This is a genomic window from Streptomyces sp. NPDC026538 (genome assembly GCF_055567535.1).
In genome coordinates this window covers 133,000-158,524 of sequence record NZ_JBVHQG010000003.1, presented here as the reverse complement: position 1 = coordinate 158,524, position 25,525 = coordinate 133,000, and the positions used below count along the sequence as shown (strand labels likewise).

At 71.9% G+C, this 25,525-nt stretch carries 21 protein-coding genes and 2 tRNA genes; 17 read left to right on the top strand and 6 right to left on the bottom strand.

The features are described from left to right. Positions 1-125: 125 nt before the first annotated feature. Positions 126-1,004 carry a GNAT family N-acetyltransferase gene (locus tag ACZ4N4_RS13845; RefSeq protein WP_467587996.1) on the top strand — a complete coding sequence of 293 codons (879 nt, stop codon included), beginning with the start codon at positions 126-128 and terminating at the stop codon, positions 1,002-1,004. Positions 1,005-1,177: 173 nt separating this feature from the next. On the opposite strand, the gene ACZ4N4_RS13840 is transcribed toward ACZ4N4_RS13845, so the two are convergent. Further along, positions 1,178-2,143: a bifunctional DNA primase/polymerase gene (locus ACZ4N4_RS13840; protein ID WP_467587993.1), complete on the bottom strand. Its 966-nt coding sequence runs from the start codon at positions 2,141-2,143 to the stop codon at positions 1,178-1,180. Positions 2,144-2,502: 359 nt separating this feature from the next. Between ACZ4N4_RS13840 and ACZ4N4_RS13835 the strand changes: the two genes are divergently transcribed. The 8 genes from ACZ4N4_RS13835 to ACZ4N4_RS13800 all read left to right on the top strand — a co-directional run bounded on the left by ACZ4N4_RS13835 (position 2,503) and on the right by ACZ4N4_RS13800 (position 10,419). Then, on the top strand, positions 2,503-2,820 hold the full coding sequence (locus tag ACZ4N4_RS13835) for a hypothetical protein (protein ID WP_453568312.1): 318 nt from the start codon (positions 2,503-2,505) through the stop codon (positions 2,818-2,820). A 183-nt stretch (positions 2,821-3,003) separates the two neighbouring features. Continuing rightward, on the top strand, positions 3,004-4,173 hold the full coding sequence (locus ACZ4N4_RS13830) for an acyl-CoA dehydrogenase family protein (RefSeq protein WP_467587991.1): 1,170 nt from the start codon (positions 3,004-3,006) through the stop codon (positions 4,171-4,173). A 10-nt stretch (positions 4,174-4,183) separates the two neighbouring features. Next, complete coding sequence (locus ACZ4N4_RS13825; RefSeq protein ID WP_467589086.1) at positions 4,184-5,128, top strand: bifunctional MaoC family dehydratase N-terminal/OB-fold nucleic acid binding domain-containing protein; 945 nt, start codon at positions 4,184-4,186, stop codon at positions 5,126-5,128. 1 nt (position 5,129) lies between these two features. Beyond that, positions 5,130-6,287, top strand: a complete 1,158-nt coding sequence (locus ACZ4N4_RS13820) for an acyl-CoA dehydrogenase family protein (RefSeq protein WP_467587988.1) — start codon at positions 5,130-5,132, stop codon at positions 6,285-6,287. Continuing rightward, positions 6,277-6,726 carry a MaoC family dehydratase gene (locus ACZ4N4_RS13815; RefSeq protein ID WP_467587985.1) on the top strand — a complete coding sequence of 150 codons (450 nt, stop codon included), beginning with the start codon at positions 6,277-6,279 and terminating at the stop codon, positions 6,724-6,726. The genes ACZ4N4_RS13820 and ACZ4N4_RS13815 overlap by 11 nt, the downstream gene beginning before the upstream one ends. Beyond that, a complete protein-coding gene (locus ACZ4N4_RS13810) occupies positions 6,723-7,889 on the top strand; it encodes a lipid-transfer protein (RefSeq protein WP_467587983.1) in 1,167 nt (388 codons plus the stop codon). The genes ACZ4N4_RS13815 and ACZ4N4_RS13810 overlap by 4 nt, the downstream gene beginning before the upstream one ends. A 192-nt stretch (positions 7,890-8,081) precedes the next feature. Beyond that, on the top strand, positions 8,082-8,639 hold the full coding sequence (locus ACZ4N4_RS13805; RefSeq protein WP_467587980.1) for a SigE family RNA polymerase sigma factor: 558 nt from the start codon (positions 8,082-8,084) through the stop codon (positions 8,637-8,639). A 124-nt stretch (positions 8,640-8,763) separates the two neighbouring features. Then, positions 8,764-10,419 (top strand): long-chain fatty acid--CoA ligase, encoded by a 1,656-nt coding sequence (locus ACZ4N4_RS13800; protein ID WP_467587977.1) that lies wholly within the window; start codon positions 8,764-8,766, stop codon positions 10,417-10,419. 162 nt (positions 10,420-10,581) lie between these two features. Here the strand turns inward: ACZ4N4_RS13800 and ACZ4N4_RS13795 are convergent, their stop codons facing one another. Then, positions 10,582-14,658 (bottom strand): hybrid sensor histidine kinase/response regulator, encoded by a 4,077-nt coding sequence (locus ACZ4N4_RS13795; RefSeq protein WP_467587975.1) that lies wholly within the window; start codon positions 14,656-14,658, stop codon positions 10,582-10,584. A 307-nt stretch (positions 14,659-14,965) separates the two neighbouring features. Next, positions 14,966-15,382 (bottom strand): SSI family serine proteinase inhibitor, encoded by a 417-nt coding sequence (locus tag ACZ4N4_RS13790; protein WP_467587972.1) that lies wholly within the window; start codon positions 15,380-15,382, stop codon positions 14,966-14,968. A 170-nt stretch (positions 15,383-15,552) separates the two neighbouring features. Between ACZ4N4_RS13790 and ACZ4N4_RS13785 the strand changes: the two genes are divergently transcribed. The 4 genes from ACZ4N4_RS13785 (at position 15,553) to ACZ4N4_RS13770 (ending at position 17,417) form a co-directional block, all read left to right on the top strand. After that, a tRNA-Ser gene (locus ACZ4N4_RS13785) sits at positions 15,553-15,643 on the top strand. Between the two features lie 281 nt (positions 15,644-15,924). After that, positions 15,925-15,997 (top strand) — tRNA-Arg (locus ACZ4N4_RS13780). A 122-nt stretch (positions 15,998-16,119) separates the two neighbouring features. Then, the gene (locus ACZ4N4_RS13775) at positions 16,120-17,010 is read left to right on the top strand and encodes a bifunctional helix-turn-helix transcriptional regulator/GNAT family N-acetyltransferase (RefSeq protein WP_467587969.1); all 891 of its coding nucleotides are present in this window, start codon (positions 16,120-16,122) and stop codon (positions 17,008-17,010) included. A gap of 185 nt (positions 17,011-17,195) precedes the next feature. Next, a complete protein-coding gene (locus ACZ4N4_RS13770) occupies positions 17,196-17,417 on the top strand; it encodes a hypothetical protein (protein WP_453568293.1) in 222 nt (73 codons plus the stop codon). A gap of 369 nt (positions 17,418-17,786) precedes the next feature. Here ACZ4N4_RS13770 and ACZ4N4_RS13765 read toward each other — a convergent pair whose 3' ends face one another. The 3 genes from ACZ4N4_RS13765 to ACZ4N4_RS13755 all read right to left on the bottom strand — a co-directional run bounded on the left by ACZ4N4_RS13765 (position 17,787) and on the right by ACZ4N4_RS13755 (position 21,333). Next, complete coding sequence (locus ACZ4N4_RS13765; RefSeq protein ID WP_467587966.1) at positions 17,787-20,096, bottom strand: YncE family protein; 2,310 nt, start codon at positions 20,094-20,096, stop codon at positions 17,787-17,789. Positions 20,097-20,202: 106 nt separating this feature from the next. Further along, entirely contained in the window at positions 20,203-20,724 is a 522-nt protein-coding gene (locus tag ACZ4N4_RS13760; protein WP_467587963.1) for a hypothetical protein, read from the bottom strand. 99 nt (positions 20,725-20,823) lie between these two features. Beyond that, positions 20,824-21,333, bottom strand: coding sequence for a MarR family winged helix-turn-helix transcriptional regulator (locus ACZ4N4_RS13755; RefSeq protein ID WP_467587961.1), 510 nt, complete (start codon positions 21,331-21,333; stop codon positions 20,824-20,826). Positions 21,334-21,494: 161 nt separating this feature from the next. On the opposite strand from ACZ4N4_RS13755, the gene ACZ4N4_RS13750 reads away from it, so the two are divergent. The 4 genes from ACZ4N4_RS13750 to ACZ4N4_RS13735 all read left to right on the top strand — a co-directional run bounded on the left by ACZ4N4_RS13750 (position 21,495) and on the right by ACZ4N4_RS13735 (position 25,521). After that, a complete protein-coding gene (locus ACZ4N4_RS13750; protein ID WP_467587959.1) occupies positions 21,495-21,863 on the top strand; it encodes an HGxxPAAW family protein in 369 nt (122 codons plus the stop codon). Positions 21,864-21,936: 73 nt separating this feature from the next. Next, positions 21,937-22,809, top strand: coding sequence for a DUF2797 domain-containing protein (locus tag ACZ4N4_RS13745; RefSeq protein WP_467587956.1), 873 nt, complete (start codon positions 21,937-21,939; stop codon positions 22,807-22,809). Positions 22,810-23,116: 307 nt separating this feature from the next. After that, entirely contained in the window at positions 23,117-23,857 is a 741-nt protein-coding gene (locus ACZ4N4_RS13740) for a response regulator transcription factor (protein ID WP_194078854.1), read from the top strand. Next, positions 23,854-25,521, top strand: coding sequence for an ATP-binding protein (locus tag ACZ4N4_RS13735; RefSeq protein ID WP_467587953.1), 1,668 nt, complete (start codon positions 23,854-23,856; stop codon positions 25,519-25,521). The genes ACZ4N4_RS13740 and ACZ4N4_RS13735 overlap by 4 nt, the downstream gene beginning before the upstream one ends. The last annotated feature ends 4 nt before the right edge of the window (positions 25,522-25,525 follow it).

Genomic DNA, 25,525 nt, shown 5'->3' with positions numbered 1-25,525 from the left:
TGGCGCGATTCACCGTGGGTTCAAACCCCACACCCACCGCAGCTGTGTAAGGGGTGCTCCTAGGGAGGGGCGCCCCTTACGTGTGCGGTCTGGACGTGGGCCTCCGGGACGGGAACGCTTCGGGGATGCGCTCAGCCGACTGGTACTTGACCGACGACGTCGACGACTTCCTGGCCCGGGCCGGGGACTTCCTGCGTTCGCGTCCCGTCCTGCACACCTCTGCGCTGTCGGTGATGGAGAAGCTACGCACCCTCGGGAGGGCAGGGGTGGGCGGCCGGGTTCCCGTGCTCGGCCGGCTGGAGCGAGCCGGTGAGGTCAGCGCCTTCTTCTACCGCTTTCTGCCCGGCGGCCTGACCATCTCCACCCTGGACCCCGAGCAGGCCGACGACCTCGCTGCCCACCTGGCCGTCCTCGGGCACCACCTGCCCTTCGTCAGCGCGGACCACGACACCGCCACCGCCTTCGCCGAGGCCTGGCATCGGCACACCGGCGCGACGCCGACGGTCCGCGTCCGGATGCACCTGTACCGACTCGGGACGCTCACTCCGCCGGATCCGTTCCCCGCGGGCAGGGGTCGGCTCATGGGCGAGCCGGACCATGAGCACCTCATGCGCTGGTGCCGTGAGTTCGCCGCGGACGTCGGGGAGGACGTCGTCATCGACGCGGACTCCTGGGCCGGCACCCGCTTCGCCGAGAAGCGCTACACCCTGTGGGAGACGCCGGACGGCACTCCCGTCTCCATGGCGGGGGTGAACCCGATGGTCGCCGGCATGGTCCGGGTGGACCCCGTCTACACCCCGGCCCACCTGCGCGGTCGCGGCTACGGGGGCGCTGTGACCGTCGAGGTGAGCCGGGCCGCACTCGCCGCGGGCGCCCGAGAGGTCGTGCTGTACACGAACGCGGCCAACCCCACCAGCAACGCCCTCTACCAGCGCCTCGGCTACCGCACGCTCACGGACTGGGCCGTGTACGACTTCTCGTACGGCGCGCCGGAAGCCGGCTAGGGCCTCGCAGGGCCTGTGGGTCAGCCGTTGCGTCAATTGCTGATGCGCCGTTCCCACTCCCTGTCGTCCGTGGTCTCCATGATCTCGCGGCGGTGGATGCGGAGGCGAGGACGACCCGGGTCAGGGGCATGCGCGGCAGGTCAGAGGGGCCGGCGGTGGGCGGTGTTCGGTTTTCAGGGGCGGTGGCCGGTCATGCGGGCCGCCGACGCGATCGTCGCGCGGGCCTCGTTTTCGGTCAGGCCGGTGTGGACCGCCGCGTCGGTCAGCGGGGCCCGCAGGGCACGGCCGATGCCGTTCTCGTAGGCGCGGCAGGCCGCCCAGAACAGGCGGGTGTTGCGCTGGCCCTCGTGGGCGGCGAGGACGAACTGGACCAGGCCCTGCCCGCGGTTGCCGACCGAGGGGTGGGTCGCGGGGTGGGGAGCCCGTGGAGGCGGGAGGAGGAGGCGGAGCAGGGACGGCGGGCAGGGGGCCGGTACCAGGTGTTCGGTGCCGGGGGCGGTGGCGTAGACGCCGTGGTCGGTGCGGGAGCCGGGGCCGACCAGGTAGCCGCCCGCGCCCCGGATGTCGATGCCGGGGGCGAGTCGGCCGGCCGAGTTGGGGATCACGGCATCCGGTGGTCCGGTCAGCCAGAGGTGGCGGCCGCCGCTGGGCGTGAGCACGACGACGGTGGGCGGGATGGTGAACAGGTGCCGCAGCGCCAGTTCGCGCAGGGATCCGGTGGCGTCCGTACCGGACTTCACGTCCAGGTCGACACCGATGAGGCGGTACGGGGGCAGCCCGCAGGCGATGCCGTAGCCGGTCGCCCAGGGCGCCGCGGCGAACAGCTCGCGGATGCGGGCCGGGTCGGTGGTGGCGTCGTACACCCCGTGGCCGGGGCGGCCGCACTCGCCGTGGCAGGGCGGCAGCGGCGGTTCCGGCTCGCCGGGGTCCAGGGAACGGTCCGGTGTCCGGTCCGGGGACCCAGGCTGGTCCAGGGGCAGAGATCGGTCTGGGGACCGGTCCCCGGACAGGGATCGGTGCGGGGAGCGCAGGGCCGGGAGTTTGGTCCGGGACAAGGGGATGACGGCCAGGCCGCGCTCGGCGGCTGACAGGGCGTGTGCGAGGGCCAGCGTCGTGGCCTGCCGGTCGGTGGTGGCCATGGATCCATGTTCGTACGTACGTTCGAAAAAGGGAAGAGGGGCTCGGTGTGACACGCCGGGGGCGGCGGCTTGGCCGGAAAAGGTGCCGGATCGGTTCTCTCCTTGGGGTGCTTGAAGAGGAGATATCCGGACTGGTCATGACTGGGACTGGAGTCAACCAAAGATGGCGAAAGGGGTTTATCGACTTGTCATCACGCTTGAGGGCGAATAATCCCGTGAGGTCTGGTTCGCCGGGGATTCGGTGGGCAATTCTGATCTCGCGACGTCGATGACAACCACCGAGGCGGTCGGCCAACTGCCCCGGAAACAGCCTTACTTGACGTAGTTTCCGGCAAAGCCGGGCTCTGAGAGGAAACAACATGGCAAGCATCCGTACCGCCCGCGTTCTCGCCGCCGTCTCCGCCCTCCCGCTCGCCGCCGCTCTCTTCGCCGGTGTCGCCGCCGCGGACAACGGTGCGATCGCGGGCCACGGATCGAGCGCCAACGCCGGGGTGGCGGGCATCATCGGCAGCGGTGTCGGCCACGACAACAACGGCAACTCCTCCACCACGCAGCAGAACGCGGTGGGCAACGGTGCCTCGAACCAGAGCAACACCGCGCAGGTCAAGGGCTCCGTGTGGACGGCCATCCAGCAGGGCAACGACAACGTTGCCGTCCACTTCACCCAGCTGTGGTAGTCCCCGACTGAGCCCTGGTGGGGTGTGCTCTGTGGGGATGCAGCACGCCTGCGCGGCGGTACTCCGGTACCGCCGCGCAGGCGTTTTCCCGGCCTGTGGCTGTTCGGCGACGCTCCGCCTTCCGGCTCCGCGCGGCCTGTTCGACCTTGACAGGGAACGTCATCTGACGGACAGTCAGAAACCATGCATCTGGCCCCCACCGAACGCCAGCAGCGGCTGCGCGCCGAACTCCGCGCCTACTTCCGGTCCTTGATCCCCGATCCGGCCCCCGAGGCGCCCGAGGAACGCCGTGCGCTGCTGCGCCGCATCGGCGCGGACGGCCTGCTCGGCCTCGGCTGGCCCGTCGAGTACGGCGGTCAAGGGCGGGGCGCTGACGAGCAGTTCGTCTTCTTCGACGAGGCGTACCGGGCCGGTGCCCCGGTCTCGATGGTCACGCTCAACACGGTCGGGCCCACGCTCATGAAGTACGGCAGCGACCAGCAGAAGGCCCGCTTCCTGCCCGGCATCCTCAGCGGCGACCTGGTCTTCGCCATCGGCTACAGCGAACCCGCCGCCGGGACCGACCTCGCCTCGCTGCGCACCCGGGCGGTGCGGGACGGCGACGGATGGCGGATCGACGGGCAGAAGATCTTCACCTCGGGCGCCCAGCACGCCGACTGGATCTGGCTGGCCTGCCGAACCGACCCCGAGGCGCCCAGGCACCGCGGCATCTCGATCCTCCTGGTCCCCACCGACGCCCCTGGGTTCTCCTGGACCCCGATCGAGACGGTGGGCGGCCAGATCACCACGGCGACCTACTACGACGGCGTCCGCGTCCCGGCCGGCCACCTGGTCGGCGCCGAGCACGACGGCTGGTCGCTCATCACCAACCAGCTCAACCACGAGCGGGTCGCCCTCGCCGCGACCGCCATGCAGGCCGAGGACTTCTACGAGGCCGCGCTCACCGCCGCCCGTACCCCCGATCCGGTGGCGGGCCGACGTCGTGTTGACGAGCCCTGGGTGCGTTTCCGGCTGGCCGAAGCGCATGCCCGGCTGGCGGCGAACCGCCTGCTCAGCTGGCGTCTGGTGGGGGACGCGGGGGCAGGCCGGGTGGCCCCCGCGGAGGCCAGCGGCGTGAAGTTCGCGGGAACGGAATCGGCGGTCGCGACGTATCGCATGTGTCAGGAGATCGTCGGCGAGACGGCATTGGTCCGGTCCGGATCGCCGGGGGCGTTCGGGGACGGCGAGCTGGAGCGGCTCAACAGGGCGGCGCAGATCAACACGTTCGGGGGCGGGGTGAGCGAGGTGCAGCGGGAGATCGTCGCGACGATGCGGCTCGGGATGAGGAGGGGTGGCCGTGGCCGGGGGGAGTGACGAGCTGGGCATGCGGCTCAAGGCGTACGAGGGGCTGCCGGCCTCCCGGGCGGGCACCGGCAAGGACCCGGTCAACCTGCCCATGATCCGGCACTGGTGCGAGGCGATGGGCGACACGAATCCGGCGTACCGGGGAGCCGATGCGGTCGCCCCGCCCACCATGCTCCAGGCGTGGACGATGGGCGGCCTCTCCGGGAACACCGCACGCACCGGCGCGTACGACGAGCTGTCCGCCCTGCTCGACGAGGCGGGCTGTGTCTCGATCGTCGCCACCGACTGCGAGCAGGAGTACCTGCGCCCGCTGCGGCCGGGCGACGAGCTGGTCTTCGACACGGTGATCGAGTCGGTGTCCGGCCGGAAGACGACGAAACTGGGCACGGGCTACTTCGTCACCACGCGCACGGACATCCGGGTCGGCGAGGAACTGGCGGGCGTCCACCGCCTCCGCGTCCTCAAGTACGCCCCCGCCGGGAAGCCGGTCAAGGCTCCGCCGCGGCCCCGCCCTGTGATCAACCGGGACAACGCCGGCTTCTGGGAGGGCGTGGCCGAGGGCCGCCTCCTCATCCAGCGCTGCGCAAGCTGCGGCACCCTGCGCCACCCCTGGTTGCCGGGTTGCAACGCCTGCGGCTGCTCCGACTGGGACACGGTCGAGTCGGCCGGTGCGGGCACGGTCTATTCGTACGTCGTGATGCACCACCCGCCCTTCCCGGCCTTCATGGAATCCGAGCACGCCGCCGACGCTGCGGGTCCGTACGCGGTGGGTCTGATCGAACTCGCCGAGGGCGTAAGGATGGTGAGCAACGTGGTGGGGGTGCCGTACGACAAGGTGCGGATCGGGCTGCCGGTACGGGTGGAGTTCCGTCGGTACGAGGACGAGGAGGGGACGCTGACCCTGCCCGTCTTCCGGGGCGTCGACGCCCACGACGCCCTCGGCGGTCTCGGCGGGGAGGCCTGACATGGACTTCACGCCCACCGAGGCGCAGGCCGGGGCCCGTGACCTGGCCGCCAGGATCTTCGCGGACCTGGCCACCCCGGAGCGGCTGCGGGCCGCCGGCACCGGCAGTGACCCGGAGCTGTGGAAGGCCCTCACCGCGGCCGGACTGGTGGCCGCGGTGGAGGAGCTGGGTCTGCTGGGGCTGGTGCTGCTCCTGGAGGAACAGGGGCGCACCACGGCCCAGGTGCCGTACGCGGTGAGCTGCGTGTACGGGCAGCTGGCGATCGCGGCCCACGGCACGAGTGAACAGCGGGAGAGGCTGCTGCCGGGGATCGGAGACGGGTCGGTGGTCGTCGCCGGGGCGTTTCCGGCCCAGCAGGGGGTACGACCCTCCGCACGGGGCGGGTTGAACGGCATCGTTCCCGTCGTCCCGTGGCTGCGGGACGCCACGCACGTACTGGTCGCGGACGCCGGCCGGCGGCTCTGGCTGGTGCCGCTCGGGGAGGGCACCGGCATCGAGGAGACCGAGCTCACCGCGCCCTGGTCGGCGGGCCGGCTCACCCTCCACGAGGCCCCCGCCGAGCCCCTCGGCACCGGCACCGGCACCGGCACCGACACCGACACCGGCACTGGCCCTGGGCCCGACCCCGACCCCGACCTCTGCCCCGGCCCCGGCCCCGGAGGTACCGACTCCGGCGCCCGTGCCCTCGACTCCGGCACCCCCGCCCCCACCGCCTACGCCGACGTCCTGGCCGTCGCCCGTACCGCCTTCGCCGGGCTCCAGGCCGGGGTCTGCGCGGGCTCCCTGGCCCGGGCCGTCGCGCACACCAACGCCCGCGAGCAGTTCGGGCGTCCGCTCGCCACCCGGCAGGCCGTGCAGCTCCGGGCCGCCGACGCCCATATGGACACCGAGGCGATACGGGTGACGGCGTACGAGGCGGCCTGGCGGCGGGACGCCGGGCTGCCGTACGCCACGCACGCGCTGACCGCCGCCTGGTGGGCGTCCGAGGCGGGGCAGCGGGTCGTGCACACCGGCCAGCATCTGCACGGCGGCGCGGGCGCCGACGTCGAGCATCCGGTGCACCGGCACTTCCTGTGGGGGCGCCAGCTGGACGCGTATCTGGGCAGCGGGAGCGAAGTGCTGCAGGAACTGGGGGAGTTGATCGCGAGTGGGAGTTGAGACGACACGGCCGGGGGTGGGCACCGAGCTGCCGCCGCTGGAGATCCCGATCACGCGGACGCTGATCGTGGCCGGCGCGATCGCGTCCCGGGACTACCAGGACGTGCACCACGACGCCGAACTGGCCCGGCTGAAGGGCTCCCCCGACATCTTCATGAACATCCTGACGACCAACGGGCTGGTCGGCCGGTACATCACCGACTGCTTCGGTCCGACGGCGGAGCTCCGCAAGGTCGCCATCCGGCTGGGCGCGCCCAACTACCCGGGGGACACGATGGTGTTGACCGGCCGCATCGAGGAGCTGGACGAGGTGACGGGGACGGCGACGATCCGGGTGGTCGGCGCCAACGGCATCGGCAACCACGTGACCGGCACGGTGACCGTCGTCCTGACCGAGGCCACGGTGACCGTCACCCTCACCGACGAGGGGGACTCATGAGCGTGCGGGGCCGGGACTCGCTCGGCGGGCGGGCGGCGATCGTGGGGATCGGGGCCACCGAGTTCTCCAAGGACTCGGGGCGCAGCGAGCTGCGGCTGGCGGCGGAGGCGGTGCGGGCCGCGCTGGCCGACGCGGGGCTGACCCCGGCGGACGTGGACGGGATGGTGACGTTCACGATGGACACCAGCCCGGAGATCACCGTGGCCCAGGCCTGCGGGATCGGCGAGCTGTCCTTCTTCTCCCGGGTCCACTACGGCGGCGGCGCGGCCTGTGCGACAGTCCAGCAGGCGGCGCTGGCGGTGGCGACGGGGGTGGCCGAGGTCGTCGTCTGCTACCGGGCGTTCAACGAGAGATCGGGGCGCCGGTTCGGCTCGGGCGTGCTGCACCGGGAGCCGTCGGCGGAGGGCGCGGCGCTCGGCTGGTCGCTGCCGTTCGGGCTGCTCACCCCGGCGTCCTGGGTGGCGATGGCGGCGCAGCGCTACCTGCACACGTACGGGCTGACCCCGGAGGCGTTCGGGCAGGTGGCGGTGGTGGACCGGAAATACGCGGCGACCAATCCCGCCGCCTACTTCCACGGCCGTCCGATCACGCTCGCCGACCACGCGGCATCCCGCTGGATCGTCGAACCGCTCCGGCTCCTCGACTGCTGCCAGGAGACGGACGGCGGCCAGGCGCTCGTCGTCACCTCGGTGGAGCGGGCGCGTGATCTGCCGCGTCCGCCGGCCGTGATCGCGGCGGCCGCGCAGGGTGCCGGCCGGGCCCAGGAACAGATGACCAGCTTCTACCGGGACGACCTGACCGGGCTCCCGGAGATGGGCGTGGTGGCCCGGCAGCTGTGGCGGACCTCCGGGCTCGCCCCGGCCGACATCGACGTGGGGATCCTGTACGACCACTTCACCCCGTTCGTGCTGATGCAGCTGGAGGAGTTCGGGTTCTGCGGACGCGGGGAGGCGTCGGGCTACGTGGCCGAGGAGAGGCTGCCGCTGAACACACACGGAGGACAGCTCGGGGAGGCGTACCTCCATGGGATGAACGGGATCGCGGAAGGGGTACGCCAACTGCGGGGCACGGGCGTGAACCAGATACCGGGCGCGGGCCGGGTCCTGGTGACCGCCGGCACCGGGGTGCCGACTTCGGGGCTGGTGCTGACCTCGGACGGGTGAACCGGCGGCCTGCCGGGGCGCGGCCCGCCGCCTCGGCCGTACTACCCCCTCAGGGGTAAACCCGCAGGAGTACTGCGCCCGTACTCCACCTTCAGGAGGTGTAGCCGGCCCTACCCCTACAACCTGAGGCGGAGTCTCCTTCGGGACCTGCGGCCGATCCGCCGTCACGCTGTTCGCTCATAGCGTGGAGCCATGACCACACCCGTCTGCACCAGCGCTTCGGACGCCGCTGTCTCGGCGAGGCAGACCCGGCCGTACCCGTCCTTCGCGTCGTACGTCAGGGCCCGCCAGCCGGTCCTGCTGCGCACCGCCCGGTCGTTGACCGCGAACCCGAACGACGCGGAGGACCTGCTCCAGACCGCGCTCGCCAAGACGTACGTGGCCTGGGAGCGGATCGAGGACCACCGGGCGCTCGACGGCTATGTGCGCCGGGCCCTGCTGAACACCCGGACCTCGCAGTGGCGCAAGCGCCGGGTCGACGAGTTCGTCTGCGACGAACTGCCCGAGCCGGAGCCGGTGGGCGGCGGGGACGACCCGGCCGAACGGCAGGTGCTGCGCGACGCGATGTGGCGGGCGATCATGAAGCTGCCCGCGCGGCAGCGGGCGATGGTCGTGCTGCGGTACTACGAGGACCTCAGCGAGGTGCAGACGGCCGAGGTGCTCGGGGTGTCGGTGGGCACGGTGAAGTCCGCCGTGTCGCGGGCGCTCGGCAAGCTGCGCGAGGACCCTGAACTGGATGTCGCCCGATAACGGACGGACCGCCGCCGACGGGTGTTAGTTGTCGCTCCCCTAGTGACATACCGACCGGTATGTGAGCAGAATCAGCGCAGCCCCTTTACCGCCGAGTAGGCAATGTCGCCCCCGGGAGGACGCCGTGCTGAGCACCATGCAGGACGTACCGCTGCTCATCTCCACGATCCTGACGCATGGTTCGCGGGTTCACGGCGAGTCACAGGTGACCACCTGGACGGGCGACGCCGAGCCGCACCGCCGCAGCTTCGCCGATGTCGGCGCCCGCGCCGCCCAGTTGGCCCACGCCCTGCGTGACGACCTGGGTGTCCAGGACGACGACCGGGTGGCCACCCTCATGTGGAACAACGCGGAACACACCGAGGCGTACTTCGCGATTCCCTCCATGGGCGCGGTCCTGCACACGCTCAACCTGCGGCTGCCCGCCGAACAGCTGGTCTGGATCGTGAACCACGCGGCCGACCGGGTCGTGATCGTCAACGGTTCGCTGCTGCCGCTGCTCGCCCCGCTGCTGCCGCACCTCAAGCCGCTTCGGCACATCGTGGTCTCCGGCCCCGGCGACCGTTCGCTGCTGGACGGCGCGACCGTGGCCGTCCACGAGTACGAGGACCTGATCGCCGGCAAGCCGACCGCGTACGACTGGCCGGAGCTGGACGAACGCCAGGCCGCCGCCATGTGCTACACCTCCGGCACCACCGGCGACCCCAAGGGCGTGGTGTACAGCCACCGTTCGATCTACCTGCACTCCATGCAGGTCAACATGACCCAGTCGATGGGCCTGACCGACCAGGACACCTCCCTGGTCGTCGTGCCCCAGTTCCACGTCAACGCCTGGGGCCTGCCGCACGCCACCTTCATGACCGGCGTCAACCTGCTCATGCCGGACCGCTTCCTGCAGCCCGCCCCGCTCGCCGAGATGATCGAGACGGAGCGGCCCACGCACGCGGCCGCGGTCCCCACCATCTGGCAGGGCCTGCTCGGCGAACTCACCGCCCGGCCCCGGGACGTCGCCTCGCTCACCCAGGTCACCATCGGCGGCTCGGCCTGCCCGCCCTCCCTCATGGCCGCGTTCGACAAGCTGGGCATGCGGGTCTGCCACGCCTGGGGCATGACCGAGACCTCCCCGCTCGGCACGGTCTCCCGCCCGCCGGCCCATGCCGTCGGCACCGAGCAGGAGTTCGCCTACCGGCTCACCCAGGGCCGTTTCCCGGCGGGTGTCGAGGCCCGGCTCAGCGGCCCCGGCGGCGAACGCCTCCCCTGGGACGGCGAGTCGGCCGGCGAGCTGGAGGTGCGCGGCCCCTGGATCGCGGGCGCCTACTACAACGGGCCCGACGCCGACCCGCTGCGCCCCGCCGACAAGTTCAGCGAGGACGGCTGGCTGAAGACCGGTGACGTCGGCACCATCTCCCCCGACGGCTTCCTCACCCTCACCGACCGTGCGAAGGACGTCATCAAGTCCGGTGGCGAGTGGATCTCCTCGGTCGAACTCGAGAACGCGCTGATGTCCCACCCGGACGTCGCCGAGGCCGCCGTGGTCGCCGTACCCGACGACAAGTGGGGCGAGCGCCCGCTGGCGACGGTCGTGCTGCGGGAGGGCGCCAACGCGACCTTCGAGACCCTGCGCACCTTCCTCGCCGAGGAGGGCAAGATCGCGAAGTGGCAGCTGCCGGAGCGCTGGACGGTGGTGGAGGCGGTACCGAAGACGAGCGTCGGCAAGTTCGACAAGAAGGTACTGCGGAGGCGCTACGCAGAGGGCGAACTGGACGTCACCAGCCTCTGAAGACACCCTGCGCGGGAGCGCTCCGCACCGGAGCGCCCCGCAAGGGCGCGGGGCTGTATTCGCTGTGCGGCTACCGTCGCGTGGACGCGATCAGCCACGATCGACGCGCCGGCCGACGACGACAGTTCCCCGAACGGCGCTCCCTCAGTTCGTCCCGATCCGTCAGTTCGTCCCGATCCGTGCGAGCAGATCCACGATCCGACCCTGCACCTCGGCACTCGTCGACCGCTCCGCCAGGAACAGCACCGTCTCACCGGACGCCAGCCGAGGCAGGTCCGCCTGGTCGACGGCCGCCGTGTAGACGACCAACGGCGTCCGGTTGAGCTGCCCGTTCGTACGGAGCCAGTCGATGATGCCGGCCTGGCCGCGGTGCACCTGCATCAGGTCCATCACCACCAGGTTCGGCCGCAACTGCCCGGCCAGCGTCACCGCGTCCGCGTCGCTCGCCGCCCGCGCGACCTGCATCCCGCGCCGCTCCAGCGTCGCGGTCAGGGCGAGGGCGATCTCCGCGTGCTCCTCGATGAGCAGCACTCGCGGCGGATGCTGTTCGGTGTCCCGGGGCGCGAGCGCCTTCAACAGTACGGCGGGATCGGCGCCGTACGCCGCCTCGCGCGTCGCCTGTCCCAGTCCGGCCGTGACCATCACCGGCACCTCGGCCGCCACCGCCGCCTGCCGCAGCGACTGCAGCGCGGTCCGCGTGATCGGCCCGGTCAGCGGGTCCACGAACAGCGCCGCCGGGAACGCGGCGATCTGCGCGTCGACCTCCTCACGGGAGTGCACGATCACCGGCCGGTAGCCGCGGTCGCTCAGCGCCTGCTGGGTGGTGACGTCCGGCGCGGGCCACACCAGCAGCCGGCGCGGGTTGTCCAGCGGCTCCGGGGGCAGCTCGTCGTCCATCGGCTGCGGGCGCGGCGGATCCGCGACCTCGACCGCCCCGCCCGGACCGTCCAGCGGCTCCGGGCCCTCGGCGGCGTTCACGTCCGGGGCGCCTATCGCGTACGACCGCCCGGCGCCCTCGGTGGCCCCCGCGAGGCGGGACTGCCCGGCCAGCGACGGCTGGGGGAGCGGCTGGGCCGCCGGCTGCTCGGCCGACGGATGCGGCCGGGCGGCCTGCTCGGGCTGCTGCTGCTCGTTGCGTGTGCCCAGCTTGCGGCGCCGTCCGTTGCCGCCCGGCTGGTGCGGGGGCGGGGTCGTCGTCGGCTGCTGCACCTGAGCGGCCTGCCGTGAGAACGGCACCCCCTGCCCCAGCGTCCGCACGCTGAACGCCCGGCCCTGTGTGGAGTCCGGGTCGGGCGGCGCGGGCGTCGCCGCCGCCTCGGCGGGCAACGGCTGTGCGGCACGCGCGGGTTGAGCGGCGGCCGCGGGCGCCTCGTCGGCGCCGCCCGGCCACTGCTGCGGCACGGGGGCCACGGGCGCGGCCTCCGCCGGCAGCGGCTGGGCGCCGGCCGGAGCGGGCTGTGCGGGCATCGGCTGACCCGGCGTCACCGGAGCGGGGCTCTGCGGCTGTGGCTGCTGTGCCTGCGCCGGAACGGCGGCCGCGCCCGGCAGCGCCTGCGGAACCGGCTGGCCGGGCTGACCGGCCGGCACGTGCTGCTGACCGGCGGCCGCCGGGGCGCCGGGGATGCCGGACGGCGCGGCGACCTGGGCCGGGATGCCCTGCCCGGGCTGCCCGGGCGGAAGCTGCCCCGGCGGGACCGGCAGACCGGGTGCGCTCGCCTGTGCGGGCACCGTCGGCAGCACGGCCGGCGCGGCCTCCTCGGGCTGGCCCACGGCCCGTCGACGGCGGCCCGTCGGCGCGTTGGTGGGGTGCGGCTGCGGCGGGGTGTGGTCCTCGGCCTGGTCGTGCGCCACGGCGTCGTGCCGCCCGTCCTCGCCCGCCACCGCGGTCGGCTCGGGGGCGCGGTCGGCCTCGGCGGGCGGCAGCGCGAAGACCGGGCGGGGCCCCGCCTGCTGCTGCTCGGCCTGCTCCGCCCGCTCGGCCGCCGCGGCCAGCGCCCGGCGTCGGCGCCCGCTCGGCTGTGCCTCGTCGTCCTGCGCGGGAGCGGCAGCGGGTGCGGCCGCGGGCAGCGCCGGCGGCAGCGCCTGCCGTTCGTCGGGCTCACGCCGGGCGCGTCGCCCCGCCGCCGGCGCGGGCACGCCCTGCGGCGGAACGGTGCCACCGAGCCCCGTCCCCGCGGCGGCCGTACCGGCGCCCTGCTCGGCCGCCGTCACCACGGCACCCTCGGAGACACCGGCGATCCCGGCGACCCGCGCGTCATCGCCCGCGCCCGCGTCGGCCGGGCGCCCGCGCCGCCGCCCGGTACCGCCGGACGCCGACTCCGCGCTCTCGATGCTCGCGGCGCTCTCGATCGCGGCGGGCCCGCTCTCCAGGGCCGCCGCCTCGGCGGCACGCCGGCGCCGCCGCCCGGTGGGCGGCACGGCCGGGGCCTCGCCGTCGGCGGCCTCGCCGCCGGGCCCGTCGCTCTCCAGGAAGGCGTCCACGGAGGCCCGCCGGGCCCGCCGCCGGCCACCGGCACCGTTGTCGTCGGCGGCCGGGATCATGGCCACCGCCGTACCGGGCGGCGGGGGCACGGCCCCGGCGCCGCCCCCGATCGGCACCTCCAGGACGAACGCGCTGCCGCTCATGCCGGGCACCTCGTGCGTCTGCAGCACACCGCCGTGCGCGCGCACGATCCCGCGCACGATCGGCTCGTGCACCGGGTCGCCCCCGGGGTACGGCCCGCGCACCTCGATACGGACGACCTCACCGCGCTGCGCCGCCGCGACCACCACGGTGTTGTCCATGTAGCCGCCGGCGGAGACGGGCGCGTTGCCGGTGGCGTCGACACCCGCGACGTCCGCGACGAGATGGGCGAGGGCGACGGCGAGCCGCTGCGGATCCACCTCGGCCTCGATGGGCGGCGCGTGCACCGCGAACTGGACCCGGCCGGGCCCGATCAGCTCCACCGCCCCGTCCACACCGGCGGCGACGACGGCGTCCAGCATCACTTTCGTGCGGTTGATGTTCTCGGTCCCGGCGTCCAGCGCCTGGTAGCCGAGCACGTTGTCGATGAGCTGGGTGATGCGCGAGTAACCGGCCGAAAGGTGGTGGAGTACCTGGTTGGCCTCGGGCCACAGCTGCCCGGCGTCGTCGGCGGCGAGCGCGGCCAGTTCCCGGCGCAGCTCGTCGAGCGGGCCGCGCAGCGACTGCGCGAGCAGGGTCAGCAGCTGCTCGTGGCGACCGTGGAGGGCCTCGTACCGGTCCTTCTCGCGCTCGCCGAGGGCCGCGTACCGCTCCTCGCCGGACGCCAACTCCTCGGCGTGCCGCTCGCGCAGCTCCTCGACCTCGGTGACGTGCTTCTGGCGCAGTGCGGTCAGGTCGGAGGCGTGCTCCTCGGAGAGCCGCTCCAGCTCTTCGGCGTGCGCCTTCTCCTGGGTGTCCTTCTCCTCGGACAGGGCGTCGTACGGCCGCCGGTCGGTGAAGGTCATCACGGCGCCGACGAGCTGGTCGCCGTCGCGTACCGGCGCGGTCGTCAGATCGACCGGCACCTTCTTGTCGCCCTTGGCCCACAGCACCTGGCCGCGCACCCGGTGCTTGCGTCCGGAGCGCAGGGTGTCGGCGAGCGGCGACTCGGCGTACGGGAAGGGCGAGCCGTCGGCGCGCGCGTGCAGCACCAGGTTGTGCAGCTCCTTGCCGCCCAGCTCACCGGCCCGGTATCCCAGTATCTGAGCGGCGGCCGGATTGACGAGCACGATCCGCCCGTCGGTGTCCGTGCCCACCACGCCCTCGCTCGCGGCCCGCAGGATCATCTCGGTCTGCCGCTGCGAGCGGGCCAGCTCGGCCTCGGTGTCCACGGTGCCGGTCAGGTCGCGCACGACGAGCATCAGCAGCTCGTCGGCGCCGTAGCCGTAACCGTCGTACGCCTGCTGCCCGTTCTCCAGGTTGGCGCTGGTGACCTCGACCGGGAACTCCGAGCCGTCGGTCCGCCGTGCCACCATCCGGGTCGGCTTGGTCCGCCCGCGCGGATCCATGTGATCGGGCCGCCGCATGGACCCCGGGATGAGCCGGGAGTCGAACTGCGGCAGCAGATCCAGGAGCCCTCGCCCTACCAGCGCGGTACCCGGTGCCTCGAACGCCTCCAGAGCGATCGTGTTCGCGTTGACGACGGTCCCGTTGGCGTTGACCAGCACCAACGCGTCCGGCAGCGCATCGAGTATGGCTGCGAGGCGAGCAGCGCCTCGGGATGGCCTGCTGCTCACGAGACGCTTCCTCCCTGTTACCGCACCTTGCCGACCGCTCGGGCCATCTTGCCAACCGGCCCGCGGCGTGTCACGCGAGGGAGTCTAAAGGCACCGATTGTGCTCACGGCGCCGGATGAGAGGGAGGTCGCACGACGAAGTGACGGCGAACATGTGCCCGACACGCCTCACCTCCGCCGTACCTCCGCGGGACTTTTACGCGAGCGGGGCCTCCGCCGTGAAACGGCTGTGCCGTCCTGACGGCCGAATCGCCTGACGGGCGGGCAGGCGCTGTACCCGGGTTGCGGGGGCCCGACGAGCCCGGCGCTCATGGACCCAAGGGGGGCAGCAGGGGCACCATCCGGTTCCAGCGGCCGATCTCGCAGCCGTTGCTGCGGTCGTAGGCCGCGTCGACCGGGCGGCCGGCCCAGGTACCGGTGACATGGGCGGTGGCCGGGCCGCCGTAGAGCATGGTGCAGGCGGCGCCGGGGGCGACCGGCGCGAAGGTGTCGCGTCCCCAGCGGGTGTTCCGGTCGAGTGTCTCGCAGGCCCCGCCCACGTCCGGGTGACTGCCGGCGCCGGGATGACAGGACAGCTCGTACGTCCCGTCCCGCCCGTCCCCGGCGTGCAGGACGGTGACGGTGAGGTGGTCGCCCTGGCCGGCGGCGGAGGCGGGCAGGGCGGGGAGGGATCCGAGAACGGCGGCGACGGCTCCGAGGGCGCCCCGCACGACGAAGTGAGACATGCCCTGCCCAACGCGTCGGCGGCCCGGATGTTGCGCCACGCTCCGGACGGGCCGGAAGGGCTTTGCCCTGCGGCCCGGCTGCCTAGTACCGTGGGAGCCGATTGGTGACAGCACGCTCGACTGTGTCATCATCTGCACGCACCACTCGCGCTCGCGCGGGCGGCTGTGCGGGAGGCGTCGCCTAGTCCGGTCTATGGCGCCGCACTGCTAATGCGGTTTGGGCCTTAAAGCCCATCGAGGGTTCAAATCCCTCCGCCTCCGCACCTGACTCAGGGAGCTCGACCATTTTCGGTCTGGGCTCCCTGAGTTGTTTGGTGATCACCGCCGCTCCCGTCGGCCCTCGGTGGCCCGGAGCGCCGGGCACGCCGCCGCGACGGCCGGTCAGCCGGAGCGCGCAGGACCCCCAATATTTAACGTTTCCGCAGGTCGCAAGGGGTGCACCTAACGGATTTCACATGGCGGCGGCAGTCATGTAATGTTCTTCCTGTCGCCGCGAGCGGGCCGGAAGGGCCGGAAGCGAAGACGAAAAAACAAGAGAACAAGCACTCGTAGCTTAACGGATAGAGCATCTGACTACGGATCAGAAGGTTGCAGGTTCGAATCCTGCCGAGTGCACACAGGTGAGAGGCCCCGGAGAGATCCGGGGCCTCTTTCGTTGTGGGTCGGACAGTGGGCACTCGTTTCGGGTCGGACAGCGGGCCCTCGCTTCCCCATATTTCTCTGACTAACATCAGAGAATGGAACGAGAGCAGATCGAAGTGGTGCGCAGGTTCAACCGTGCGGTCACGCAGCGGGTCGGTGCGCTGAACGACGAGTACCTGTCGCGGGACCGTTCACTCGGCCTGTCGCGGCTCCTGTGGGAGATCGAGCCCGACGGATCCGAGGTGCGCGTTCTCCGCTCGCGGCTGGGCCTGGACTCCGGGTACCTGAGCCGGCAGCTGCGGCGGCTGGAGTCGGACGGTCTGGTGACCACGGACCCGGACCCGGATGACGGACGGGTGCGGAAGGTACGTCTCACCCGGACCGGCGTCGCGGAGCGGGCGGTGCTGGACCGCGCGTCGGACGGACTCGCGGAGTCGATCCTCGATCCGCTGACCGACAGCCAGCGGGGGCGCTTGGCGGCGGCGATGACGGAGGTCGAACGACTGCTGCTGGCCTCACAGGTGCGGATTGAGATCACGGACCCACGCGACCCCGACGCCCGGTACTGCCTGCGCTCCTACTTCGAGGAACTGGGACGACGGTTCGACACCGGCTTCGACCCCGCCCGCAGCCTCTCCGCCGGCGACGAGGAGATGACCCTGCCGGACGGACTGCTTCTGGTGGCGAGCGCGCAGGGCACTCCGCTGGGGTGCGGGGCGCTCAAGCTTCACCCCACGACGCGGATCGCGGAGGTGAAGCGGATGTGGGCGTCCCCGGACGTCCGCGGCCTCGGCCTGGGCCGTCGCATCCTCGAGCGTCTCGCAGACGAAGCGATCATCCGCGGGATGGAGACGCTACGACTGGAGACGAACCGTACGCTCGCCGAGGCCAGGCGCCTCTACGAGACCGCGGGATTCGTGGAGGTCGAGGCATTCAGCACGGAGCGGTACGCCCACCACTGGTTCGAGCGGAACCTCGCACGCTGACCTGAGCCGCCGGCTGTACCGGAGCGCCCCTTTTCCCGGACAGAGGTTCGTGCCTCGACCGAGCCAGATACCGACGCGTGATTTAAGCGGGAAACACCAGGTCAGTGGCATGATGCGATTGTTCACGTGTGGATCTGTGCCGACGGCCACAGCGAAACGGGCTCCGCGTGGGCTCATACTGAGCCATGACTAAGCCTGCGGCGCCGAAGCGTCATCTGCCTACCAGCCCCTTCAAGGCCCCGGCCACACCGGCTCCCAAGCACTTCGCCATGGGCGATCAGGTCACCCATGACGTGTACGGACTCGGCCGGGTCATCGGCATCGAAGAGGGAACCGCGGCGCTCGTGGACTTCGGTTCGGCGCAAATGCGGATCCTGAGCCCGTACGCCAAGATGACCAAGCTGTAGGACCGCCGTGCCCGGTCACGGCACGCCGGGTCCCGTCAGGGACCTGTAACGAAAGGCAGACCTCTCATCGACTCGACGTCGCTGTTCTCCGCCGTGGAAGGGCAACCCCGCCGCTCCACCGCCGTATCGCCGCCTCCGACGACCACGCCCTTCCAGGCCCCGGACTTCGGAGAAGACGAGATCTCCTGGTCCGAGGATGCGCAGGAGTCCGCCCCGGGCACGCCCGCGGCGCGGCCCAGGGCTGCCTAGCGGCCACTTCGACCGCCACCTCGGGAGCGGCCACGCCGGCAACAGACAGCAAAGGCCCCGGGTTCGTCCGGGGCCTTTGGCGTGGGGGCGGGCGGGGCGGGGCAGCCGCGAGGTTCGGGCTTACGAGGGGCTGCCGGGGCGGACCGTGAGGTAGGTCCATCCGGTCCAGACACCGCCGGTCTGCGCGCCCTTGGCCGGTGGTGTGTAGTGGGCGCGGACGCGGTAGTGGTCGTTGCTCGTGAAGAGCTTGAGAGCCCGGGCGTAGCCGTACCAGCCGTCGGAGTACAGGGGGACGCAGCTCTTCGAGGTCGCCTGGTGCCAGGACCCCGAGTAGTAGTGCTCGATGTACACCGAGGCGCAGCCGCCGGCCTGACTCGGCCTGACCTGGACGTCGAAGCCCATGTTGACTTCGGACTTGTAGAACACCTGGTAGGTGGTGGAGCCGATGCGGGTGGTCTTCCACGGGTACTGCAGCTCCGTGCGGACCGTGGGTGTGAGGGTCGTGCCCGTGGTCACCGTGCGCGGTGCGTAGCGGTAGTCACCCGCGAAGGCGGCGCTGAAGACGGTGTTGCGGGTGACCTTGTACGACGTGACGAGGTTCCCGTGCGCGTCGACCTTGCCGCTCTTGAGCTGTGCCCGAGGCTTGCCCGCGGGCTGGTCGTACAGCGTCACGGTGCGGGAGTTGTACGTGGTCCCCAGGTGCGCGGTGACCTTGACGGTCGCGCCGGAGTGGTACGACTTCGCGTCGGTCGTCACGGTCAGGGCGGGAGTGGCCCGGGAGACCTGCACCTTCGCCGACGCCGTGACCGGGAGGTAGGACGTGCCGCCGTCGTAGGTGAAGGCGTAGGTGTTCGTGCCGCCGGCCTGCGGGGTGTCGTGGAAGGCGAAGGTGCCGTCGGCGGCGACGGAGACGGTGCCCGCCGAGGAGCCGGAGGGGTGCGCCAGGTCGGTCTTGACGACGTGCACCGCGCCCGTCTTCACATGCGCGTGCGGCCAGGTGAGGTGACCGGTGACGGTCAGTGGTGCGGCACGACCGGCGGCGGAGGGAGCGGTCAGCGCCATGGTGGGCGCGTACTTCGCGACGGGGACGGTGAAGGTCTGGGCGGCCGGGCCGTAGTGGCCGCTTCCCGAGTAGTCGACGTGGAAGCTCAGCGGGCCGGTGAGGGGAGCGGTGCCGGCGACGTAGTAGGAGCCGAAGAAGTCGGCGACGCTCGCCGGGGTGGTCGTCGGGTCCGGGACGAGCACGCCGTCCGGGTCGGCATCGTCGTAGCGGGTGATCCGTACGGTGCCCGGCAGCAGGGTCTGGCCGGCGCTCAGCGAGAGGTACGAATCGAAGTACGTCTGGAACGAGTAGACCTCGCCGGGGGCGAGCGGGGTGGTGGTCGGTCTGCCGCCGAGCCTGACCCACGCGGTCTCCGGGTTACGGGCTGTCCGCAGCGTCGGTGTTCCACCGGAGGCGTCCACGGCCACGCCGTAGAGCCGGCTGCCGTCCGGGGTCCAGGCGAGGCCGTGCGGGGCCAGGTGCAGCGGAGCGTTGATCTCGTAGAGGTTGTAGACGCCTGTGCCGGTTTCCGGGAAGGCCTCGAACCCGTAGTTGCAGCCGCAGCCGGCCAGGGTGCCGTCCGGGGCCACGGCGACGGCCTTGCCTGCCAGTGCCTCGGGGAAGCGCCCGTCCACCGCCAGGTCCGAGGTGCGGTACCGGTTGGCGGTCGCGCCCAGCCAGGACGACACCGCCACGTGCTGTCCGTCCGCCGTGACCGCGAGGTCGCTCAGGTCGGGGACCGGCAGTTCCTTCGCGGCCTGGCGGGTCAGGGCCCCGTCCTCGGCCTGGTACGTCACGAGGGCGGAGGTGTCGCCCGTCTGCACGGCGGCCGCGAGTACGCCGGAGGGTGTCGGGGTCGTCGCCAGCATGGGCGCTGCTGACCAACTGCCGGAATCCTGCCGCAAAGTGACCGTACCGGCTCCGTCGACGGAGCCGATTCCGCCGTCGCCCGCCGTGCCGTAGCCGAACCAGAGGGTGCCCCCGGCGACGGCCAGCGAGTCCGGACGGGTGCCCGCGCCCGTGGGGTAACGAGCCGACTCGGTCAGCTGCTCCGTGCTGATCACCGATATCGCGTCCTGGCCCGGGAGAGCCGCGTACAGCGCGGACCCGTCCGCGGAGACGGCGAGGCCGGTGGCGCCCGGCTCGTCGCCGATCAGCGTCGGGTTCCCGCCGTCGAGGTCGGTGACGAGAATGCCGTCGGTGCCGGCGCCGCCGCTGATGAACAGGTGCCCGTGCGGAGCGTCCACGACCAGGTGCGCGAAGTGCGCGATGGGCAGCGGTGTGTCCGACGACGCCGCGTACGAGCCGGCCGCGCCGGGGCCTATGACGGTCGTCAGTCCCAGGAGCAGTGCTGCGGCGGTTGGCACCGAGATTCGTGCCGACTTCATGAAAGCCCCCCACATAACCCTCACGATCAAGGGGCGCAACCTAGCACAGGGATTTGACAGCGGGCGGGGCGGGTCGGACGGCCCGCGGGGGGCGGTTGGGCGCGGCTCACGCCGTGGTGAGGACGCGGGTGCGCTCGCGGCCGCGGAGGGCCTGGCCGCGTACGACGATGATGCCCAACCGGATGACGACCTCGCTGACGGCCATGAGGACCAGGGCGGCGACCCACGCCTGTCCGCTGGTGATGTCGTGGGTGGCGGAGAAGTGGGCTATGCGGGTCTCGCCGGAGGGGTGGGAGGTCCAGATCGCGAAGCCGAGGCGGAAGCCCATGCTGAGGACCCACAGGGCCGCCGCGCCCAGGGTCGCCTTGACCCGGACGTGCCCGTCCGCGAAGCGGACCCGGGTGAGCAGGCCGCCGGCCACGCCGCAGGCGATACCGATCCCGGCGAACGCCGCTATGAGGGAGAGGTCGTTGCCCGCGGTCGGGATGTCGTGCAGGTAGCTGGTCGCCACCCAGGTGATCAGTCCCAGCGGCAGCAGCAGCCTGAAGGCCGTCAGCCTCTCCTCCCGCATCTGCCTGATGACCACGAGGATGAGCGCCACATCGATGATCCAGTCGGAAATCGTCATGCCCCGACTATCCGGTTCCGGACCCGTCCGGCACTTGGACCCATGGGTGGAAGCAGGGTGGAAAACGGGTGGATGCGGCTGCTCTACCCGGGGGAGGACTCAGCACGGCCCCAGGGAGCCGCCGGACGCCTCGGACTCGTTGTGGTTCAGCCGTTCCAGGTATTCGTGGGCCAGATTCGTCGCGCGGGTGAACCAGTCGGTGAGGGTGGCCAGTTCGTCGGGGGTGTAGTCGGCGAACAGGTCCGTGAGGCGTCTGTAGTGGCCGGCGTACACCGCTTCGACGCGGCTGACCGCGTCCGGGACCGCGGCCACCCTGACCCGGCGGCGGTCGTCGGGGTCGGGGCGCCGGGTCACGTAACCCGCGCGTTCCAGGCGGTTGAGGATGCCCGTCACCGCGCCCGTCGTCACATGGGCACGGGCGGCCAGGTCACCCGCCGTCAGCAGGTCCTCGCCCGCCTCCAGGACGAAGCCGAAGCAGGTGAGGTCCGTGACGTTGACCCCGAGCCGCCGGGCCAGCTCCTGCTGGCCGATCACATGGGCCGCGATGAGGTGGTCCATCGCGGACAGGGCGCGGACGGGGTCCGCGGGCGGTCGCGGCTTGCCGTGCATGGTCGTCCCCGATTCCTTGGAGATTCGCCGATTCCCTTAGCACGTGAGAGATGTAGAGGGTAAATTTCTTAGACAGTGAGGGATTCTAGTCGTCCTCGCGTCGGACGTCGGGTCTCTGCTGCCATTGAAGTTTCCGCTGCCTATGAAGGGGAGGCGGGTACGTGAGTCTGCACGATGAAGGTCACACGGTCGCCGGGTGGACGGGTACCGCGATCGCGACCGTCGGAAGCGGTCTGCTGGGGTGGGGGGTGTGTGCCGTCTCGGTCCCCGCCCTGGTCGCAGGGGGCGCGGTGGGTGCCTTGGGCATCCTGGTCACCTGGTATCTGCACCTGGCCGGCTGGGGCAAGCCGCCCGGCCCCCGGCCCCGGGCGCAGTGGGCCCTGGGAACACGGGACACCGGCGCACGCGACGGCCACCCCGGATGCGTGGGGTGCCGGCTCGCGGGCCGGGGACGGCGTACCGGGTCCGTGCTGGAGCCGGTGACCGCCACCGGGGAGGCCGAGCCGGCCACCGCCCGGGCCGGCGGCTGACCAGGAGCCGGCACTCGAAGCCAAGTACCCGGCTCCGCCCCGTTGTCAGTGCCGCCCTCTACGCTCGCGAGTGATGGCACAGGTGTGGAAATGCTCGGGGCTGCGATGGTCGGACGACGGGCCCGTGCTGGCGTGGAGCGGCGGGCGGCGCAGTGTGCTCGGGCCGGGCAAGCGTGTCGCCTTCCGGGCGGCTGACGGAGGCGGGCGGGAGTGCGTAGGGGCGCGTGGGCACCCCTGCGCGGTACGCGCCTCCGTCTCCGGGCGGAGTACCGGCGCCCGCTGCGAGGAGTGCGGCCGGCTGGACCGGGCGCACTCCGTGGCCGCCGACGGCATCGCCGATGATCCCCGGCCGTACCACGTGTATCTGGCGTGGTTCGGGCCCGGGATGGTCAAGGTCGGGATCACCGGCGTCGAGCGCGGGTCGGCGCGGCTGCTGGAGCAGGGGGCGGTGTGCTTCAGCTGGCTGGGCGCCGGGCCGCTGATGGCCGCGCGGCGGGCCGAGGAGCTGTTGCGGGCCGCGCTCAGGGTGCCCGACCGGATTCCCTACGGCGACAAGCGCGTCGTACGGGCCGCCCTGCCGGGCAGTTCCACCGAGCGGGCCGCCGAGGTCGTCGCGCTGCACGCCCGGGCCCTGGCGCTCGGGGCGTGGCCCGAGGCGCTCGTTCCCGAGCCCTGCCAAGTCGTCGACCACATGCGGGTGTTCAACCTTGACGGGGCGCCCGCCGCCGTCGGCGAGGTGGTCGAGCTGGTCCCGGGCGGCGTGGTGAGCGGCGAGCTCGTCGCGGCCGCCGGGCCGGATCTGCATCTCGCCACCCGGCGCGGGGTCGTCGTCCTCGACACGCGCTTGCTGCCCGGGTGGGAACTGACCGCCGTCGGCGCGGGGGGCGAGGGCGAACTCGGCGTACCCGTGCGGGAGTTCATCGCACCCCAGGAGGGGCTGTTCTGAATCGCGCCGAACGCCCGGGAAGGACCCCCGGCGACGGACCTGCCGAGGTCCGCCCGAATCCACCCGACAGGCGCCCTGCCGCCCGCCCCGGTACGCTCTCATCAGCGGTTCATCGGGCTTTCATCAGCGGGCCGGGCCACACACCGGACGTACATGATCCACACAGCCCGCAGGCGGGGCGCGGTCACGAGTTCGTGCGCACGTGAGGGGATTCCCAGGCGTTCCCTGAGAGTCGCCTGTGTGTTTCTTAGGGAAATCACAGATTAGTGAAAGCGTGTTCTCAGAGGACCCCGACAAGGTGTCCACCATGACCACGACCTCGCCCCAGGGGCGCACCGAACTGCTGAGGCCGGACGGGAGCCCCGTCCGAGTGCTTGTGGTGGACGACGAGCTGTCGATCACCGAACTCCTGTCCATGGCCCTGCGTTACGAGGGCTGGCAGATCCGGAGTGCGGGTGACGGCACGGGTGCCATCCAGACCGCCCGGGAGTTCCGGCCCGACGCCGTCGTCCTCGACATGATGCTGCCCGACATGGACGGCCTCACCGTTCTCGGTCGCCTGCGGCGCGAGCTGCCCGACGTGCCGGTGCTGTTCCTCACCGCGAAGGACGCGGTCGAGGACCGGATCGCCGGTCTCACCGCGGGCGGCGACGACTACGTCACCAAACCCTTCAGCCTCGAAGAGGTCGTGGCCCGGCTGCGTGGGCTGATCCGCCGCTCCGGAGCCGCGGACCGGCGGTCGGACTCGGTGCTCGTCGTCGGTGACCTCACCCTGGACGAGGACAGCCACGAGGTCTCGCGGGCCGGGGAGTCGATCCACCTCACCGCCACCGAGTTCGAGCTGCTGCGCTTCCTGATGCGCAACCCGCGGCGCGTGCTCAGCAAGGCCCAGATCCTGGACCGGGTGTGGTCGTACGACTTCGGCGGGCAGGCCAATGTGGTCGAGCTCTACATCTCGTACCTGCGCAGGAAGATAGACGCCGGCCGGGAGCCGATGATCCACACCCGGCGTGGGGCCGGTTACCTGATCAAGCCCGCCGCGTCATGAGCGGGCGACGACGGCCGCGTGCGCAGAAGCGACGTGGGGGTCCCCTCGCTCGAGTGAAGTCGAGAGTGGGAAAGGGACAGCCGCGCACCCTGCGGACCCGGCTCGTCGTCGTGTCCGTGACCCTGATCGCCGTGGTCTGCGCGGTGATCGGGACCGTCACGACCCTCGTGCTGCGGGACCACCTGTACGGGCAGCTGAACAGCAACCTGCGCGAGGTCGCGCTGCGCGTGGCCGGCGGACCCCTGGGCGGCTTCGGTGGCAAGGGCAGCCCCCCGGCCGGCAACGCCGGCAAGCTCAAGCCGAACCAGCAGAAGAGCCTCGGCGACCTCGTCACCCAGGGGCCCCAGCCGCAGAAGACCATCGCGGCCCAGGTCGAGAACGGGTCGATCACCAGCGGCAAGGTCGGCACCAAGGAGAACAACTCCGCCGGCTACACCCAGATGACCCCCGAGGACCTCACCGAGGCCCAGAAGCGGGCGCTCGGTTCCGTCGCCCAGGACCAGCTGCCGCACACGGTCGACATCCCGGGCCTCGGCACGTACCAGGCCCAGTACGTCAAGGGCAACGACGGCACCTTCTACGTCGGCATCCCGACCTCCGACGTGGACGGCACGATCAACACCCTGATCATCGTCGAGATCAGCCTCACCCTCTCCGGCCTGATCGCCGCCTCCCTCGCCGGCACCGTCATGGTCGGCGTGGCCACCCGCCCGCTGCGCCGGGTCGCCAACACCGCCACCCGCGTCTCCGAACTCCCCCTGCACACCGGCGAGGTCAACCTCAGCGAGCGGGTCCCGGAGTCCGAGTGCGACCCGCACACCGAGGTCGGCCAGGTCGGCGCCGCGCTCAACCGCATGCTCAACCACGTGCACGGCGCCCTGCACGCCCGCCAGCAGAGCGAGATGCGGGTACGGCAGTTCGTCGCCGACGCCAGCCATGAGCTGCGCACCCCGCTCGCCTCCATCCGCGGGTACGCCGAGCTGACCCGGCGCGGCCGGGAGGAGGTCGGGCCCGACACCCGGCACGCCCTCGGCCGTATCGAGTCCGAGGCGGGGCGGATGACCCTCCTGGTGGAGGACCTGCTGCTGCTCGCCCGGCTGGACGCGGGCCGTCCGCTGCAGTTCGAGCACACCGACCTGATCCCGCTCGTCGTCGACACCATCAGCGACTCGCGCGCGGCCGGCATGGACCACAACTGGCGCCTCGACCTGCCCGACGAGCCGGCCCTGGTGGCCGCCGACGCGGCCCGTATCCAGCAGGTGCTGGTCAACCTGCTGGGCAACGCGCGCAAGCACACCCCGCCGGGGACCACCATCACCGCCCGTATCCAGCGGCGCGGACCGTGGATGTGCGTGGACGTCGAGGACAACGGACAGGGCATTCCGCCGGACCTGCTGCCGCACGTCTTCGAGCGGTTCGCGCGCGGCGACGCCGCGCGGTCGCGGTCCACCGGGTCCACCGGCCTGGGGCTCGCCATCGTGCAGGCCGTCGCGTCCGCGCACGGCGGTGCCGTCACCGTGGACAGCGTTCCCGGCAGCACGGTGTTCACCCTCTATCTGCCCGCGCTTGCCCCGGCGGCCCCGCAGCCGGACCCCGAAACGAACTGGCAATCGCACTCACAGGCACAGCACAGTGCCACCACATGGGTGCAACAGGGCGCTTGACCAG

What these genes read in the sequence shown, in the direction of transcription:
- ACZ4N4_RS13845 (WP_467587996.1), top strand. Translation starts at nt 126, where the DNA reads ATGCGCTCAGCCGACTGGTACTTGACCGACGACGTCGACGACTTCCTG.
- ACZ4N4_RS13840 (WP_467587993.1), bottom strand. Translation starts at nt 2,143, where the DNA reads ATGGCCACCACCGACCGGCAGGCCACGACGCTGGCCCTCGCACACGCC.
- ACZ4N4_RS13835 (WP_453568312.1), top strand. Translation starts at nt 2,503, where the DNA reads ATGGCAAGCATCCGTACCGCCCGCGTTCTCGCCGCCGTCTCCGCCCTC.
- ACZ4N4_RS13830 (WP_467587991.1), top strand. Translation starts at nt 3,004, where the DNA reads ATGCATCTGGCCCCCACCGAACGCCAGCAGCGGCTGCGCGCCGAACTC.
- ACZ4N4_RS13825 (WP_467589086.1), top strand. Translation starts at nt 4,184, where the DNA reads ATGCGGCTCAAGGCGTACGAGGGGCTGCCGGCCTCCCGGGCGGGCACC.
- ACZ4N4_RS13820 (WP_467587988.1), top strand. Translation starts at nt 5,130, where the DNA reads ATGGACTTCACGCCCACCGAGGCGCAGGCCGGGGCCCGTGACCTGGCC.
- ACZ4N4_RS13810 (WP_467587983.1), top strand. Translation starts at nt 6,723, where the DNA reads ATGAGCGTGCGGGGCCGGGACTCGCTCGGCGGGCGGGCGGCGATCGTG.
- ACZ4N4_RS13805 (WP_467587980.1), top strand. Translation starts at nt 8,082, where the DNA reads ATGACCACACCCGTCTGCACCAGCGCTTCGGACGCCGCTGTCTCGGCG.
- ACZ4N4_RS13790 (WP_467587972.1), bottom strand. Translation starts at nt 15,382, where the DNA reads ATGTCTCACTTCGTCGTGCGGGGCGCCCTCGGAGCCGTCGCCGCCGTT.
- ACZ4N4_RS13775 (WP_467587969.1), top strand. Translation starts at nt 16,120, where the DNA reads ATGGAACGAGAGCAGATCGAAGTGGTGCGCAGGTTCAACCGTGCGGTC.
- ACZ4N4_RS13770 (WP_453568293.1), top strand. Translation starts at nt 17,196, where the DNA reads ATGACTAAGCCTGCGGCGCCGAAGCGTCATCTGCCTACCAGCCCCTTC.
- ACZ4N4_RS13765 (WP_467587966.1), bottom strand. Translation starts at nt 20,096, where the DNA reads ATGAAGTCGGCACGAATCTCGGTGCCAACCGCCGCAGCACTGCTCCTG.
- ACZ4N4_RS13760 (WP_467587963.1), bottom strand. Translation starts at nt 20,724, where the DNA reads ATGACGATTTCCGACTGGATCATCGATGTGGCGCTCATCCTCGTGGTC.
- ACZ4N4_RS13755 (WP_467587961.1), bottom strand. Translation starts at nt 21,333, where the DNA reads ATGCACGGCAAGCCGCGACCGCCCGCGGACCCCGTCCGCGCCCTGTCC.
- ACZ4N4_RS13745 (WP_467587956.1), top strand. Translation starts at nt 21,937, where the DNA reads ATGGCACAGGTGTGGAAATGCTCGGGGCTGCGATGGTCGGACGACGGG.
- ACZ4N4_RS13740 (WP_194078854.1), top strand. Translation starts at nt 23,117, where the DNA reads ATGACCACGACCTCGCCCCAGGGGCGCACCGAACTGCTGAGGCCGGAC.
- ACZ4N4_RS13735 (WP_467587953.1), top strand. Translation starts at nt 23,854, where the DNA reads ATGAGCGGGCGACGACGGCCGCGTGCGCAGAAGCGACGTGGGGGTCCC.